This window comes from Curtobacterium sp. MCPF17_001 (assembly GCF_003234615.1).
In the GTDB taxonomy this organism is placed as follows: Bacteria; Actinomycetota; Actinomycetes; order Actinomycetales; family Microbacteriaceae; genus Curtobacterium.
Genome location: NZ_QKSL01000013.1, coordinates 78,771 through 94,160, shown reverse-complemented (window position 1 = coordinate 94,160; position 15,390 = coordinate 78,771). Strand labels below are relative to the sequence as shown.

Sequence of the window (15,390 nt, the reverse complement as noted above, 5' to 3'; positions counted from 1 at the left end):
GAGCCCGGCGGACCCGTCATGCGGTCGGCCTCCCGGCGAGGGCCGTCTCGATCTTCGAGATCGTCCGCCGCATGGCGTACTCGTCGTGGTTCTGCTGGTCATCGAGCATCCAGAGGTGCACGGTCGCCGTGCCGGCGTCCCGCGACACGGCCTCGCTCGGGGCGAGGGCGATCGCGATCCCCCACCGGTTCGTACTGCCGAGCGGGGTCCCGTCACTGAACACCTCGAGGCCGGTGACCTCCTGCCGTGTGGCGATCGGGATCCCCGCCCCGCCGCCGTCGTCCGGCCAGGCCGTGATGCCGTTCCGGTCGAAGCCGAGGTCGCACGGGAACCAGACCCGGAGGCCCGGGCGCCAGGCGTCGAGCTCGTCGTAGGTCGAACCCGTGGGGTAGGCGTCGACGAAGAACGTGCCCGGGCTCACCTCGCTCTTCCGCTGGAGACGCTCCCGGCGACGACGGTTGCCCACCGTGATGACGAGGCCGGCGCCGAAGCCGATCGTGACGAGGCCGCCGAGCCGGAGCACCTGGAGCAGCACCTGCGTGTCATCGGTTCCGACGAGGAGCGCGAGGACGATCGTGGCCGCGCCGAACACACCGGTGAGCAGGGCCAGGAGGATCGTCGACGGTCGCATGGCTCGACGATGCCAGACGGGGGTCAGGTCAGTGCACGCATCAGTGCTCACCACCGGAAGCAGTGCGGACGGGCAGGATGACGCGGCTCGCGATCAACCAGCGACCCTCGTGCAGCGCGACCGTGTCGTCGTACACCACCCCGTGCACGGCGCCGTCGTGCATGATCATCAGCCCCTTCGAGCGCACTGATGCCGTCGCCCCTCGGGTCTCCGTGATGACGATGTTGGTCACGAAGTGCGACAACGGCGCGTGTCCGGAAGCGAACAGCTGCCCCGCGGCGGCCCGCAGTGCATCGAGACCCTGGAACGCACCCATCCCCGAGCTCGTCATGTCCTAGGTCGCGTCCGGGGTGAACACCTCCCCGAGCTGGTCCAACCGGTTCTCGTCCACCACGAACGCGTGACGGGCGAGCGTCTCGGAGATCTGGGAGCGGTCTTCGACAGTGAGCATGAGCTCCTCCTTGTTTGGTACTCGGTACCGTAACACACACGGTACCGATCGGGACCAAGTGCGATGATGGCGGTACGATCGGTTCATGGCAGAACAGATCGCTGGTGCGGAGAAGGCCTCGCTGACCCTGGTCGAGCGGAAGCAGCTCGCAGCGCGGAGTCGGATCATCGAGGCGGCCGATGCTCTGTTCGCCGAGCGGGGCTTCGATGCGGTCTCGGTCACGGACATCGCCGAGCGTGCGGAGGTGGGGCGGACCACGTTCTTCCGGCACTTCGGGGACAAGACCGAGGTCGTCTTCGCCAAGGAGCAGGCCGTGTTCGACGCGATCGGCACCACGACGTCCACGGCGTGGGATCCTCGGCAGTCCGTGGCGTCACTCGCAGGGGCGCTCCGCGCACTCGAACCGCTCGTCCTCCGGTTGTGCGCTCAGGCCACCACCGATCTCGCCGCCTACCGACGCCACGTCCTGCTCGTCGACGCACACGAGGAACTGCGGGCGCGCGAAGCGGTGAAGCACCAGTACATCGCGCAGGAGTTCACACGAGTGCTCCTCGAGCACGACGCCCCGCTCGACGTCGCCACCATCGCGGGGCAACTCGCGGTGGCCTGCTACTCCAGCGGCCGCATCCTGGCCACGGACCCCGCCGACCTCGTCACCACGACAGCCGATGCGTTCCGCCGTGCCCTCGCAGTGCCTCCCGCAGAGCCGACGCACTGAAGCAATGAACCGCTCTGCGATGCGCACAGACCAGGACACCACTACGGTGCTCGACATGAGTGTGACGGGCATCGGTGGGCTCTTCTTCCGGAGCCGCGACCCTGAGGCGCGAGCGGCTTGGTACCGGAAGTACCTCGGTGTCGACGCCGGAGCGGACACGGTGTGGCACCAGGACGCGGGGATGACCGTCTTCGCACCGTTCCGTGCCGACGATGAGTACTTCGCACTCGACCAGCCCTTCATGATCAACCTCAGGGTGGAAGCGCTCGACGAACTCGTCGCCCGGCTGGAGGCAGCGGGTGTCGCGGTCGAGCGCCGGCCTGAGTGGGAGACGGAGTACGGGCTTCGTCCGCGTCCACGATCCGGAGGGTCTGCCGCTGGAGCTGTGGGAACCGAGGTCGCACGAGAGTCCCGGCGAGCGGTGATCAGCGGCGGCTCGGGTTCGTCCTGACCGGGGCCACTCCCGTCTCGGTGGTGGATCCTGCACGCGCACGGTCCGATGTCGCAGCCTCTCCCGACGGTGACGAACCGATGACCAGGTGCCGCTCGTGCCGCTGGAGTTCGCACTCGTGTCCCCGTGATCCGTCGACGCCCGCGGTTGCTGCCCAGCTACTGAGGAGGTCGAGGGCCTCGCGGTGCTCGGTACCGACCTCGGCCGTGTAGAGGAAGAGCGTCTGGTCGGGGTCGCCGGGCAGGCTGACGGATTCGTACTGCAGGGTGAGGTCTCCGACGATCGGATGGCGGAACCGCTTGTCGCCGTGGGTGCGTTGGAACACTCGGTGTTCCTGCCACCAGACGGCGAACTCACTGCTCGCGATCGTCAGCTCGCCGACGAGGGCTTGGGTTGCAGGGTCGTGCGAGTTCCGGCCAGCCTCGAGTCGGAGGTTCTCCACGACGACGCGTGCCTGCATCTCCCAATCCGCGAAACCCGTTCGCTCACCAGCCCCGCTCCGGCAGATACCTGAGCCAAGAAGAGCGGTTGCAGATCGCAGACCTACGCCAGGACGGTGAGGGCGTGCGTGCAATCGCCAAAGCACTCGGTTGGGCGCCGTCGACGATCAGTCGTGAGCTGACGAGGAACGCCGCGGCCGGCGGGAGCTACCGGCCGTACTCCGCCGAGAAGCGATGCCGGGCACGAGCGCGCCGGCCGAAACCGCGGAAGCTCGCCCTGCCGAGGCCGACGACCGAGCTGTTCCCGGCCATTGGGAAGGCGATCTGATCATCGGGATCAACGCCAGGAGCGCGATCGGCACCCTCGTCGAGCGCACCACCCGGTACGTGCTGCTGCTGCATCTCCCTGACGGGCACGGCGCCGACGCGGTCCGTGACGCGATGATCCCCACCATCCGCACCGGCTCCTCACAATTTTGTCCTGACGAGGATCGTTCAGCGGTCCGTGCGCCGGAGCGAGTTGAGATCGCGAACCAACTCCGCGACGCGGGACGATCCGAGCCGAGCAGTCAAGGACTCGGAGAACGAGCGCGACCAGATGCCTTCCACCTCCTGCACGGTGACGTTTCCGTGCTCGAGCAGGATCCCGGCCAAGGCGATGGCCTCTGGTGCGTATTCGTCCCCCGGGGTTCCGTCATCACTTCCCGGCGCGAGACCGTACGGGTCCACAGCGGTCACCAACTCGAGAGCACCGGACGCGGCGAGTTCGAAGTCGTCGCAAGGGACTTGACCAACGCTGCTTCCCACTGCACCTGAACCAGCGCGCCCAAACGCCGGGGCAACGCAAAACGAGCCGCCCCAGGGAAGGGGCGACTCGTTTCGTGCTTCTGCCACGTCAGCCGGCAGTCGGCATGTCCTCCGGCTCGACAGATTCCACGCGCTCATCCGTCCAGTAGGACGACGAGGGGTCACCCTTCGGACCAACAGATGTCAGCGGCGCCGGAGTCACCGTCTGATCGCCACCGTCGCCGGCAGACGTACCGTTGCCACACCCGCTGAGCAGGCCAGCAGCTGCAACCACCACTCCCACCATCAGCATCCGTCGCAGCATCATCAGCTCATCTCGTTGTGCATGCTCAGCACGGCGTTCCCATTCGGAGTCGTGATCAGATACGCCGTCCCACTCAAAGTACGCCTCGGCGTCACGCCGTAGAGCTAGCCGACGTTCGGCGTCGGCCACGAGCTGTACCAGGGGCCACGGGAAGCTGATGAAGACCGTTCGGATGCCGATCGGCTACCAAACGGTCAGGTCACGTTCTCAGAGAACGAGCGACCCGCTTCGTCCCACTTCTGCGAGGCCGCTTCTGGTGAGGACGCGACGCGGCGTTGTCAGCTTCCGTGTCCGCCGCTGCGACCGACGTTCCAAGCAGACGAGCATGTTCGAGCGCGAGAAGGACAGCACACATACGTCATCTGACGCATTCGGGCACCTGCCGCTGTCACTACCGTCGTTGCGACTACGTTTCAGCGCGAGGGAACTCATTTCATCCTCGTCGTTAACGGTGGAAAGGTGCGTCCCCGGCGAATGGATTTGCCGTCCCTGCTGTTCCGTCGTTCACTCGCGCGGTGGCGGTTCCTCGTCCCGCTCGCGCTCGTCCTGGCGGCCCTCACCGCGCTCCCGCTCCTGCTGACTGCAGCCGTAGACACGGTATCCGCCGCCGGATCCACCGCCTTCGTCCATGACCAGCCCGCACGTGCCGCGTCGGTCCGCGTCGAGGAGGACCTCGACACGGCAGCGACGGAGCAGGCCCATGCCGTCGCCGCGGCGATCACTGAGCACTTCCCGCGCCACAGTGTCGACGTCGTCCGGGGTACCCACTCCACCGCGGACCTGGTCGACGGTCGGGCGGTGGAAATCGCAGCGATTCCCGACCTTGCACGGGTGGCACGACTGAGGGCCGGCGAGTGGGTCGGCGAGGGGTCCCCCGGCGCGATTGCCGGGGTGCTGCAGGTAGACGCAGCCCGTCGGCTCGGCGTGACCGTCGGCAGCACGATCGCCGTGGGCGACCCGGACGAGCCCATTGACGTGCTAATCGTCGGGACCTGGCGGGCCGACGACCCCGGTGCTGCCCGTTGGTTCGGCGCCTCCGATGTGGGTTCCGGGCGAGACGGCGACGCCGTCGGGCCCCTGGTCGTCGCGGCGGACGACCTGGTTGCGGTCACCGGCACAGCAAGGGCCACGTGGACCATCACGCCGTCCGCGGGACTCCTGACGCCGGCGGACGTGCAGGACGTTCGTCGTGGAATCGCCGCCGTGACGACGGCCGCGTCGGGTGGCAGCTCCGTCCTGGCGGGCGCCGACGTCTCCGGGACGCTGGACGCGACGTTGGCGGAGGTCCAGGCGTCGGTGCGGACCGAGACGGCGCTCGTCACCGTCGCGATGGCGGTGATTGCGGTCGTCGGGACGTTGACCGTCATCCTCCTCGTGACGCTCGTCGCCCGGTCGCGGGAGGCCGAGGACCGGCTCCTGACAGCGCGCGGAGCCTCCGTCGGCCAACGACTCCGGTGGGCTGTGCTCGAGGGGCTGGGCGTCGGTCTGCTCGGCGCCGCGGCCGGGACCGTGCTGGTCGTCGCCGCGGTCCTCCTCGGCGTCGGCGGCAGCTCGGTGAGCGGGGCTGTGGTGGATCCAGCTCGGGTGCTCCTCGTGGTGCTCCTCGTCGTGCTGGTCGCCGTACTGTCGAACGGCGGGGCGGCGCTCCGTCTCGGGCAGCGCGACGGAGCGGGACGGGCCGGTTGGTGGACCGCCGCCCCGGCGGTTCTCTTCACCGCAGCAGCGGGCTTCACCGTGTGGCGGCTCGGGTCCGCCAGCGCGCCGGGCCGCGTCACCGGGGATGGGTTCGTCCTCGACCCGGTCGCGTCGACGGCGCCGGTCGTCGTGGTGCTCGCCGGGTCCGCGGTGTCCGCCCTCGCGGTCCTGGTCGCCTCCCGGGTCGCAGCGCGCGGCGTCCGGCGCACGCGGCGCCTTCTGCCTGCGTTGACCGTGCGCCGACTGGCCCGTGGGTGGTCGACCGTTGCACCCGTTGTGGTCATCGTCGTGAGCGCTGTGTCCACCGGTGGCTTCGCGGCCGGGTTCGCGGCGACGAGCGCCCGGGTCGAACGGGTGACGGCGATGGCCGTGGTCGGGCCGGAGGTGCGTGTGGTGTCCGACGGCGATGCCGTGGTCTCCGACGACACCCCGGACCAGGGCATCGACCGCCCACTGGACGGAGCGACCGCGATCGGACCGGTCCTGACCGATACGGTCCGTACCGGTGGCTCCGAAATCCCTTTCACGGCGCTTCCGAGGTCGGTGATGCCCCTCGCGGTCCCGTCCTTGGACGCCCGGAATGCGGCGGCATTGCATCACGACGTCGCCGGCGTGCCACTGCCGGCTGGCACGACGCGGGTGCGGGTCGTCGTCCGCAGCGCGGTACCGACGCTCAACGGCGTCGAGCGCCTCGACGCCCGCGGCTCCTTGCGGTACTCGCTCTGGGTTGGTGACAGTTCCGGTGTCGTGCGGTCCTTCACGCTCGCCGGTGCAGACGGGGAACAGATGCCGACCGGCACCAGCACGACCCTGACGGCGACGCTGCCCGCCGACCACCGCTGGCGAGTCCTGGCGGTGGCACCGACCCTGACGTTCTCCGTCCGACCGGCGGAGGTCGACGCCACCGTGAGCCCCGCCACGAGACCTGCACGCCTGCGGGTTGCACTGCACGCCCGGGTCCTGGGAGTGGACGACGCCGTCGGGACCGCCGACGTCGAGGACCTGACCGCGGCCCCGATCGTGCGGCTCGGAGCGCCGGCGATCGCCGGGCGCCTCCCGGTCGTGGTGACCGCTGCGACTGCGGCCAGCCTCGGGGCGAGGGTCGGCACCAACCTGGACTTGACCCTTGCCTCGACGAGCGCGGCGGTGCGTGCGCGAATCGCCGCCGTCGTCCCGCGCGTCTCCGGGACGTCCTCACAGTCCGGGATCGTCGCCGACCTGCGGACCCTCACCGACGCGTCCGTCCTGGGCGGCGGCGCCATCCAGGGCGCGCCCGGGACCGTGCCCCGGGTCGACGAGACGTGGATCGCGAGCTCGGATCTCCCTGCGACGACAGCTTCTGTGCTCCGTGCCCTGCCGGTTCCGGGCAGCGTCGTGACGACCGCCTCGGCATATCCCGGACGGATCGTCGATGTTGCTCGCGCCGTACTCGTGGGTGTGGCCGTCTTCGCGGCGCTGTCGGCAGCACTCGTGATCGCGGCCGTGTCCGTCGTGACCGGCCGCTCGTCGCCGACCGTCGTCCTCCGGTCGCTCGGCGTGGCGCCCGGCGCCGCCGCACGTGCACGCGCCACCGAGGTCGGCGGACCCGTCCTCGTGGCGCTCGCACTCGGTCTCGTCAGCGCGGTCGTCGTGGTCGCGCTCACCGCTGCCCCGTTCGCGCACGGCTTGATCCCTACCTCCCTCGGCCTGGTGGACGTCGGGCCGACAGCCGCCGTCCGCGACGTCCTCCTGGTGCCGGCCGCGATCGCGGTCGTCACCGCCGTCGCGGCCATCGTCGCAGCGCGCTCCGTGGCGAGACGCATGGATCGGACGACCGCCGGGGAGGCGGACGGGTGACGGCGGCGACCTGGAGGGCCGCGCTGCGGATCCTGCGCATCCACCGTCAGCCGCTGGTCGTGATCGCGGCCGTGACGCTCATCGCCGCCTTCATCGGCGGCACTGCCGTGCCGGCGCTCGACGCGCTCGCGAGCGCCGGTACCCGTGCTGACCTCCACCGGTCGACGGACCGCGAACGGGACCTCGAGGCGACGTTCGCCGTCGTCGCTCCGGACAGCGTCGGCGGTGACCCGCAGAAGGCGTTCGACGGCGTCGCCGGAGACCTCGCCGCCAACCATCGCCGCATGCCCGCAGAGCTCCGCGCGTCGACGGGAGCCGGCCAGTGGGTGGCAATGACCCCCTTCGCCGCGCTCGACCCCTTGCCGTCGAAGGTGCCTGCCTCCGTCGCGCTCGCCAGCGACCCCGATGCCGCGCAACGGGTCCGGTTCGTCCAGGGCCGCGCTCCGTCCCCTTCGAAGGACAGCAGCGCCATCGAGGTGATCGTCTCTGAGCGCGTAGCGGGGGCCATCGGGTGGCACGTCGGCGAAGAGCGGACCATAAGCGACGCCACAGGGACGACAACGCTGCGATTGACCGGGATCTACACGGCGCGCGACCGACACGATCCGGCGTGGGGCCACACACCCGACGCACTCAGACCGGCAGCCACCGGGACGAGTGACGGCGGAACCGCGTTCGCGGGAAGCGCCTACACCGCACCCGGGTCCTTCGGCGCGGTGGCCGGTACCGGCCGAGTGACCCTCGGACGAGCGTGGTTCCCGTTGCACCAGCACTCGATCACTGCAGAGATGCGGACGCAGCTCATCTCGGACACCCGCAGGTTCCTCTCCATCCGTCAGCCACTGCCCGCGACCGCCGCGGAGAAAGCGGTCTTCACCACCGACCTCCCCCAGTTACTGCGCGCCTCGGCAGCTCGGGACGCGACGGTGCGGACCCTCGCCGCAGCGCTCGGCTCCGGTCCTGCCGGCGCCGTAGTCGCCCTGCAGTTCCTGCTCGCCGCACTCCTGCTCCGACGTGCACGTCCGCAACTCGAACTGCTCAGCGCCCGCGGAGCGAGCCCGGCGACGATCCGGATGATCGCGGCGGCACTCGTTCTCCCTGCAGTGGTACCGGCGGCGCTGGTCGGTGGGGCGCTCGCGGTGCTGGTGTCGGCGTCGTCCGCCGGTGACGCCCCGGGGGGCACGGGGACGGCCGTCGGTGCGACGGTCCTCACGGTCCTGCTGTCCTGCGCGGCCGCGGCGGCTTCCGCGCCGACCGATCGGCTTCGGACGCCCTCGCCCCGTCTGCGCTGGACCGGTGCGGGAGTTCTCGTCGCGGTGACAGTCGCCTCGGTCGCTGTGACTGTGCGTGATGGCCTCGACACGGCGGCGCCCGGCGGCGCAGTGGACCCGGTGGTGGCGGTCCTCCCGCTCGCGTTGGCGACGTGCGGCGCGTTGCTCGTGGTCCGGGTGCTGCCGCTGGTCGCCCGGATCGTCACGGAGCGGGGTCGCCGTCGTCGTGGACTCGGGACGTTCCTCGGCGGTGCCGCGTTGTCGCGGTCCGGTCCGGGAGGGGCGGTGCCGCTCGCGGTCGCCGTGATCGGGCTGGTTGTCGCACTGTTCGCGACGGTCGTCGGCAGCACGCTCGAGCACGGTGTGGCCGACGCAGCCCGGCGGTCCGTCGCGGCCGACGTGTCGGTCTCGGCCGACGGTCTGGACGTCGACGACGTCAGACGGATCAAGGCGGTGCGAGGTGTCAGCGACGCGGTCGGCGTTTCCACGACGGATGAAGTCACCTTCGACACCACCCACGGCAGCGTCTCCGCAGTCGTGCTCGTCGCCGACACCGCCACGCTCCGTCGGGTCCAGGCCAGCATCCCCGGCGCCCTGCCGACGCCGGATGCGCTCCGGCGGGCTGAGGGGCACACGGTCCCCGTCCTCGTCTCACGGACCCTCTTCGCCGCCACCGGCCGGGCGTCTGAGGTGCTCTCGACACACACCCGGGTGGTCGCCACCGCGCCCAACGCCGTCCCGTTCACCGCGGCGAAGCGGTGGGTACTCGTCGACGACCGCTTCGCCGCGGACCTCACGGAGACGGGAAGCGTCGACCGCGTGCTCGTCCGGCTGACGCCCGGAGCCCACGCCGCGGCGGTCGCCACCGCGGTCCGCCGAGCGGCTCACGGTGCGCAGGTCACCGTCGCCGCCGACGCGGAGCGTGCCCTCGCAGCGGACCCGCGGATCCCCGGCGCGCGGATGATCGCCACGGCCGCGTCAGGGCTGGGCGGGGCGTTCGGCGTCGGTGCGCTCCTGGTCGACGCCGTCCTGACCGCACCGGTCCGTCGACGGCGGTCCGCACTGCTCGACATGCTCGGTCTCGAGCGCCGCCGGACCGGCCGCGTCACGGTCGTCGAGAGCCTGCCGACGCTGGTCGCGGTCCCGGTGACGGCGGTGCTCGTCGCTGCCGCGGTGGTCGCCCTGACGCTGCCGGCCGCCGACCTCCGGTCCTTCACGGGCGGCGCCGTCAGGCCAGCCGTCACCGTCGACCCGACACTGTTTGGGATCGTCCTCGCGGCGACGCTGTTGTCGCTGGTCGGCGTCCTGGCCGTCACCGTTCACCTGTCGCTGCCTAGACGCCCCGACCCTCCCGGCGGCGCCCAACCGACCACAAGCACCGCGACGACGAGCACGGCGAGGACGACGACCAGGGACCGCCCACGCGGATCGCACCGCAGGAACAGGGAGAACCGTTGAGCACCAGCACCAGCACCAGCACCGTCGCGATCACCGCGGACGTCGTCTGCCGTGACCTGGTCCGTATTTTCCGGACTCGTGATGTCGAAGTCCAGGCCCTCCAAGGACTCAACCTCGTCGTGCGACCGGGTGAGATGGTCGCCGTCGTCGGCGCCTCGGGGAGCGGGAAATCGACCCTGCTGACGATCCTCTCCGGACTGGACGCACCGTCCGCCGGGCAAGCCGTCGTCGCCGGGGTCGACATCGGCACCCTCACCGCACGCGGCCGAACGGCGTTCCACCGGACCGGTGTCGGCTTCGTGTGGCAGCAGACCACACGCAACCTCATCGCGTACCTCACCGTGCAGCAGAACGTCGCCGCGGTGCTCACCATCGCCGGCGTCCGCGGCCGGCCGCGTGCCGAGCGCGTCGAGGAGGTCCTCGACCTGGTCGGGATGCGAGCGCACGGCGACCGGCTCCCCGGCACGCTGCCGGGTGGCCTGCAACAGCTGGCGGCCCTGGCCGTCGCACTCGCGAACCGACCCCGGGTGCTCCTCGCCGACGAACCGACCGGGGCACTCGACCGGGACACCGCCACGGCCGTGCTCGCGGCCATGCGCGCCGTGAACGAACACGAAGGGGTCACCGTGCTCATCGTCACCCACGACCAGGACGTGGCGGAGCAGGTCCGTCGGACGGTCCGCATCCGAGACGGCCGCACGTCGACCGAGACCATCCGGGACGACGTCGGACGTGCCTCCGGTGAGGAGTTCGCGGTCATCGATGACGCCGGCCGCCTCCAACTGCCCGAGTCCTTCCAGGTGGCCCTCGGCCTGCGCGACCTCGTGCGGTTGACGCTCGAGGACGACCACGTCGCCGTACACCGCGGGGACGCCGACGCGACGGGACTGCGCCGGTGACCGGTCCGGTGCTCAGCGCGGTCGATCTGGGGCGCGACCACGAGACGGCAGCGGGAACGGTCCGCGCGCTCGGCGCGGTCGACCTCACTGCCGACCGCGGTGAACTCGTCGTCGTTCGCGGAGCGTCCGGATCCGGGAAGACCACGTTGCTCCGCCTACTCGGCGGCCTCGACGTCCCGACCCGTGGCAGAGTCCTCGTCGACGGCGTCCCGCTCGGTGAGCGCGACGAGGTCGGGCTCCGCGCGCTCCGTCGTGACCGGATCGCGTTCGTCTTCCAGGACTTCGCCCTGTTGCCGGTGCTCACCGCCGCCGAGAACGTCGAGATGCCGCTGCGCATCCGCCGGGTCTCACCCCGTCGCCGCGATGCCGCCGTCGTCGATGCGCTCCGGAAGGTCGGGCTGACGGGGCACGAGGCCCAGTTCCCCGACGAGCTCTCGGGCGGCCAGCAGCAGCGGGTCGCGATCGCCCGGGCGGTGGTCGGCGGCGCGGCCCTGCTGCTCGCGGACGAACCAACCGCGCAGCTCGACAGTGCGACGGCCGCGGGCATCGTCGATGTCGTGGCGGACCTCGTCGACCGCACCGGGCTCGCCGTGGTCGTCACCACGTCCGACGACGCCTTCCTCGATCACGCGACTCGCGTCGTTGAACTGGAGCGGTGAGCGAGCGCGAGCAGAGCCGCGCTCAACAGCGGGGCCCACTCGCGCTCCCTCACAGCTCGACAGGGCGTCCGAGGTTCCCCTCGTCGGTGTCGCGCCTCCGTGCGCTGACGGCGTCGGTCACGACGACAACTCCGAGGACCAGGACCAACGCCCACTCCATGGCCAACGGCGGCACAACGCCGTGCAGGGGAATGAGCGCAAGAGACACCAACAATGCCGGGACGTGGGAGCGGAACGGCGCATTGCTGAGCGAGAGCCGGAAGAGGAGGTTCGCGCTCAGGCAGACGACGTTCGCGCCGATGAGCAGAACCGCAGTCCACGGAGGCGTCGATGCTTCCCCCGCCTGTTCGAACGCGATGTCGGTCGCGGCAGCACTCAGCACGATGCCGAAGACCAGCAGCGCGGCGGTGTAGCTGTACGTGTTCCTCGCTATCGCCCCGGTCTGGTCCGCGCCACGGATTCGACGGCTTCCGAGTGACTCGCTGCGGTCGAAGTACAGGAACCACAGCAGCACCGTGTGCGCGAACGCTGCAGTGAGGCTGACCAGCGCGAGCGGGCCGGGCAGTGCCTCGGCGATGTGCTCGCCGATCAGCGCGATGGACTCACCGAGCGCGATGAGGACGAACAGTGAGACGCGTTCTGCAAGGTGCGCGCCCCGGATCTTCCATGCGTGGTACTGGGTGTGACCGAGGCCGGGAACGGCGTAGAGCATCACCGGACCGAGGAGGTCCACGACCACCGCGAGAGTCCACCAGAGCAGTGGCTCCGCGGTGAACGCTCCGATGACCCACAAGGGTGCCGACGCGACGACCCAGAGGGTGAGGTTGACGAAGTTCGCGGCGTCGTCACGTCGGTTCTGCCAGAGCGCGAGAAGCGCGAACAGAGGCCTCCCGAGGTTCATCACGACGAGCGTGATCGCGAACGCAGCTCCGCCTCCGTGCAGTACGTCACCGATCGTGCCGCTGAGCACGAGACTCGCGGCCATCAGGCTGATGAGCAGACCCCGAACGGGGCCACGGTTCGGATCGAGCCAGTTCGTGACCCACCCTGTCGAGATCCACGTCCACCAGATTGCGGTACCGAGAAGGACGGTGGCCAGCAGGCGGTGCCAGGTCTGCTCGTGCACCAGCAGCTGTGTCAGGGCAGTGATCGCATAGACGAACACCAGGTCGAAGAAGAGCTCCATGTAGCCGACGCGGTCGGCGTTTTCTCCGTCGTCCGGCCGGTGTAGGTCGGTGCGGAACCCGAATCGTGGTGTCCGGTGGCCCCCGAGCATGATGCTGGCTCTCCTCGCCTCGGGGGGAGCTTGCCGCACTGGACACGCCGCCGCATCCGAACGATGACGTATCTGGAGGAGCCGCGGTCGTTTCAGCTCCCTGCCTGGGCAGCGAGTTCGGCGAGCGTGCGGTAGGTGAGCATGTGGTGTTTGAGCGCTGTGGACACTGCGACGACGTCGCCGGCCTTCCGCGATTCAGCGAGTGCCTGAAGTATCTGCTCGTGCCGTTGACGCTGGAGGGAGAGGACGTTCATCGGCAGGTCAGCGGGGATCGGCACCAGTAACGCCCGCTCACCCACCCGTCGGTGCAGCGCGATGAGTTCCGGTAGCTCCGTTGATTCCACGAATGCGAAGTGGAACTGCATGTCAGCTTGCATGGACGCTGCGGGGTCGCCCGCGGCTGCAGCGGCGTCCATCCGGCCGAGGGCTTCCGCCACTTCAGGGAGAACCGGCCGTTCTGTCTCCGTCAAGAACCGGGCCGCAGCGGTCTCGTAGCTCCAGCGAATGAGGTTGAGTTCGACGAGGTTGTCCTCGGTCCACTCTCGGACTCGGAACGGGTAGTTCTGCTGCTTGGTCATGAGCCCATCTGCGACGAGTTGGTTGCACGCGTCGCGGACCGGCGCGCGGCTGACGTGCAGTTCGCGAGCTATGACGGAATCCGCCACGTCAGCTCCCGCGGGGAGCCGACCGTCGAGGATTCGAGCGCGGAGTTCGTCGAACACACGCTGCCCCAGAGTCGAGCTCTGGAGCATTGGGAAGTCGAGTGCGTCTTCGTCCACGCCTTGAGAGTAGTGAGAACACCGCTCAGCGTGGTGGTGGCGACGCGACAGGCGGGGATCCCAGTGAGATCACCCGCCTGTCGTGCTTATGCAGCCCGCGTGTTCATCACCGCGGTGGGGATGTTCAGCAGCACTGTCATGTCGATGGGCTGCGTGTCGAGGAGGACGATCCCGCTGGGGTCGTCACATCCGCTGGGGCGGCGTGTGATGCCGACGACCATGTTCACTCGCTCCACGTTGTCCACGGCGCGCTCACCGTCTTGCCGCCGCGCAGGTGAACGTCGAGTACCTTGGCGTCTGCCTGGTTGGTGCCGGGCCACCATGCGACGAACCATCCGTCCTGGACCGAGGCCTGCACGACGCCCTTGGAGGTTCGGACGTCGACTCCGGTGACGTCCGAGCCCACCCGTCCGACATCGTAGGAGTACCCGTCGGCACCGTCGCCGCTGGTCTCGATGCCGTAGATCCGGAGACCATTCGAGGTCGGGGTGGCTTCCGTTGAGACTGCGGGGTCGTAGAGCCGTTCCCAGCCCACCGGCACGTTGGGGTCGACGCCACTGCACATGAGGACGCTCTGACCGTTCTTCACCAGGGCGATCTGCGCGTCTCCGCGCCATTCGCCGAGGATGATGTCGTCGTTGCCGACGGTTGTCGGGGAAGCCCAGCTCTCGGCGCAGTCGTTGGCGAATGCGACGGACTGCTTCGTCGTCGCGGGGCTGGGAGTGGCAGTCCAGTCGGCGTACGCGGCGCTCCCGCCGGTGACGACCGAGACAGCGAGGACAGCGACTGCGGCGATGCTGCCGCCCAGCGCGCCTGCGCCGACGCCTGCCCGGCGGCGGCGGCGCTTCTTGCTTTCGGCAGCTGGCGGCGTGGCGATGATGCGTTCGAGGTCGGCTTCGGCGCGGATCATCTCGGCGTCGCTCAGGGTTCGGTTCTTCGCCGGGTCGAGGGTGGTGAGGGTGTCCAGGTCGGTCATGCGTTCCATGTGATGGCCTCCAAGTCGGGTTGTGTGTGTGGGACGGCGCCGTGGTCTGACGTCTCGTCAAGGGCGTCGCGCAAACGGCGACGAGCGCGGGTGAGGCGCATGGTGAAGGTAGAGCGGCGGCAGCCGAGGACTGTTGCGGCCTGATCCGCGTTCAACCCGTCAAATGCGACGAGGGCGAGCGTTTCCCGGTCTCGGGGTTCGAGCCGGTGCCAGGCGCGGACGAAGTCGATCCGGGCCGATGACGCTTGCGCGGTGTCGGCGACTGTTGAGTCGGCGTGAGCCGCGATGGCCACATCGAGGTCACGTTGCCGGGCTGCGCCGCGAGCAGCATTCTGCATCTGCTTCCGAGCGATCCCGAACAGCCAGGGCCGGGCGTCTTCCGGCATGTCGTCGATGCGACGCCATGCCGTCATGAAGACCGCGGAGACGACATCTTCTGCGTCGTTGCCGAAGGATCGGCGTTCAACGAAGCGGACGAGGTCGGCGTACGTCTCAGCGTGCAGGTCGCGGAAGCGTCGTTCGATTGCTGCGCGTGGTGGTGATGGTGTTCTCATTGGCGCCCCTTCCGTGACGTCTCATTCAGTACATGTCCACCCGCTCGTCAAGTGACACATCGTCCACGAGGGACGAGGAAACGAACGTCCCGCCCTCTCCGGCTGGCGGCGCCCCTGCGAGCGGGAACAACCCACGCAGTCGATGCGTTCGCATGCACAATCGAAAGAAGGACGAC

13 protein-coding genes and 2 pseudogenes are annotated in these 15,390 nt (G+C 69.6%); 7 read left to right on the top strand and 8 right to left on the bottom strand.

What is annotated here, in order from left to right; translation table 11 throughout:
• Positions 1–16 precede the first annotated feature (16 nt).
• Positions 17–631 (bottom strand): hypothetical protein, encoded by a 615-nt coding sequence (locus tag DEJ24_RS12745; protein ID WP_111078923.1) that lies wholly within the window; start codon positions 629–631, stop codon positions 17–19.
• Between the two features lie 40 nt (positions 632–671).
• A pseudogene (locus DEJ24_RS12740) lies at positions 672–1,082 on the bottom strand (nuclear transport factor 2 family protein).
• An 85-nt stretch (positions 1,083–1,167) separates the two neighbouring features.
• Between DEJ24_RS12740 and DEJ24_RS12730 the strand changes: the two are divergent.
• Both DEJ24_RS12730 and DEJ24_RS12725 read left to right on the top strand, forming a co-directional pair.
• A complete protein-coding gene (locus DEJ24_RS12730) occupies positions 1,168–1,800 on the top strand; it encodes a TetR/AcrR family transcriptional regulator (protein ID WP_111078920.1) in 633 nt (210 codons plus the stop codon).
• Between the two features lie 55 nt (positions 1,801–1,855).
• Positions 1,856–2,251 carry a VOC family protein gene (locus tag DEJ24_RS12725; protein ID WP_258374812.1) on the top strand — a complete coding sequence of 132 codons (396 nt, stop codon included), beginning with the start codon at positions 1,856–1,858 and terminating at the stop codon, positions 2,249–2,251.
• Here DEJ24_RS12725 and DEJ24_RS12720 read toward each other — a convergent pair.
• Positions 2,226–2,711: a hypothetical protein gene (locus DEJ24_RS12720; RefSeq protein ID WP_181432952.1), complete on the bottom strand. Its 486-nt coding sequence runs from the start codon at positions 2,709–2,711 to the stop codon at positions 2,226–2,228. The genes DEJ24_RS12725 and DEJ24_RS12720 overlap by 26 nt on opposite strands.
• A 44-nt stretch (positions 2,712–2,755) precedes the next feature.
• On the opposite strand from DEJ24_RS12720, the pseudogene DEJ24_RS17265 reads away from it, so the two are divergent.
• Positions 2,756–3,111, top strand: a pseudogene (locus DEJ24_RS17265) (transposase); the annotation flags it as partial.
• A 475-nt stretch (positions 3,112–3,586) separates the two neighbouring features.
• On the opposite strand, the gene DEJ24_RS16625 reads toward DEJ24_RS17265, so the two are convergent.
• Positions 3,587–3,931, bottom strand: a complete 345-nt coding sequence (locus DEJ24_RS16625) for a hypothetical protein (RefSeq protein WP_146245983.1) — start codon at positions 3,929–3,931, stop codon at positions 3,587–3,589.
• A 345-nt stretch (positions 3,932–4,276) separates the two neighbouring features.
• Here DEJ24_RS16625 and DEJ24_RS12710 point away from each other — a divergent pair, with 345 nt between their 5' ends.
• The 4 genes from DEJ24_RS12710 to DEJ24_RS12695 are packed head-to-tail and all read left to right on the top strand — an operon-like array spanning position 4,277 to position 11,620.
• A complete protein-coding gene (locus DEJ24_RS12710; RefSeq protein ID WP_146245982.1) occupies positions 4,277–7,333 on the top strand; it encodes an FtsX-like permease family protein in 3,057 nt (1,018 codons plus the stop codon).
• Positions 7,330–10,062: a hypothetical protein gene (locus DEJ24_RS12705; protein ID WP_111078917.1), complete on the top strand. Its 2,733-nt coding sequence runs from the start codon at positions 7,330–7,332 to the stop codon at positions 10,060–10,062. The genes DEJ24_RS12710 and DEJ24_RS12705 overlap by 4 nt, the downstream gene beginning before the upstream one ends.
• Positions 10,059–10,961, top strand: coding sequence for an ABC transporter ATP-binding protein (locus DEJ24_RS12700; RefSeq protein WP_111078916.1), 903 nt, complete (start codon positions 10,059–10,061; stop codon positions 10,959–10,961). The genes DEJ24_RS12705 and DEJ24_RS12700 overlap by 4 nt, the downstream gene beginning before the upstream one ends.
• Positions 10,958–11,620: an ABC transporter ATP-binding protein gene (locus DEJ24_RS12695; protein WP_111078915.1), complete on the top strand. Its 663-nt coding sequence runs from the start codon at positions 10,958–10,960 to the stop codon at positions 11,618–11,620. Before DEJ24_RS12700 ends, DEJ24_RS12695 begins: the two co-directional genes overlap by 4 nt.
• Before the next feature lie 49 nt (positions 11,621–11,669).
• Here DEJ24_RS12695 and DEJ24_RS12690 read toward each other — a convergent pair whose 3' ends face one another.
• The 4 genes from DEJ24_RS12690 to DEJ24_RS12675 all read right to left on the bottom strand — a co-directional run bounded on the left by DEJ24_RS12690 (position 11,670) and on the right by DEJ24_RS12675 (position 15,214).
• Positions 11,670–12,806, bottom strand: a complete 1,137-nt coding sequence (locus tag DEJ24_RS12690; protein ID WP_181436600.1) for a low temperature requirement protein A — start codon at positions 12,804–12,806, stop codon at positions 11,670–11,672.
• A 182-nt stretch (positions 12,807–12,988) separates the two neighbouring features.
• A complete protein-coding gene (locus DEJ24_RS12685) occupies positions 12,989–13,675 on the bottom strand; it encodes a GntR family transcriptional regulator (RefSeq protein WP_220034482.1) in 687 nt (228 codons plus the stop codon).
• A 223-nt stretch (positions 13,676–13,898) separates the two neighbouring features.
• Positions 13,899–14,660: a hypothetical protein gene (locus tag DEJ24_RS12680; protein WP_111238020.1), complete on the bottom strand. Its 762-nt coding sequence runs from the start codon at positions 14,658–14,660 to the stop codon at positions 13,899–13,901.
• Positions 14,648–15,214, bottom strand: a complete 567-nt coding sequence (locus DEJ24_RS12675) for an RNA polymerase sigma factor (RefSeq protein WP_111044980.1) — start codon at positions 15,212–15,214, stop codon at positions 14,648–14,650. The genes DEJ24_RS12680 and DEJ24_RS12675 overlap by 13 nt, the downstream gene beginning before the upstream one ends.
• Positions 15,215–15,390: the final 176 nt, after the last annotated feature.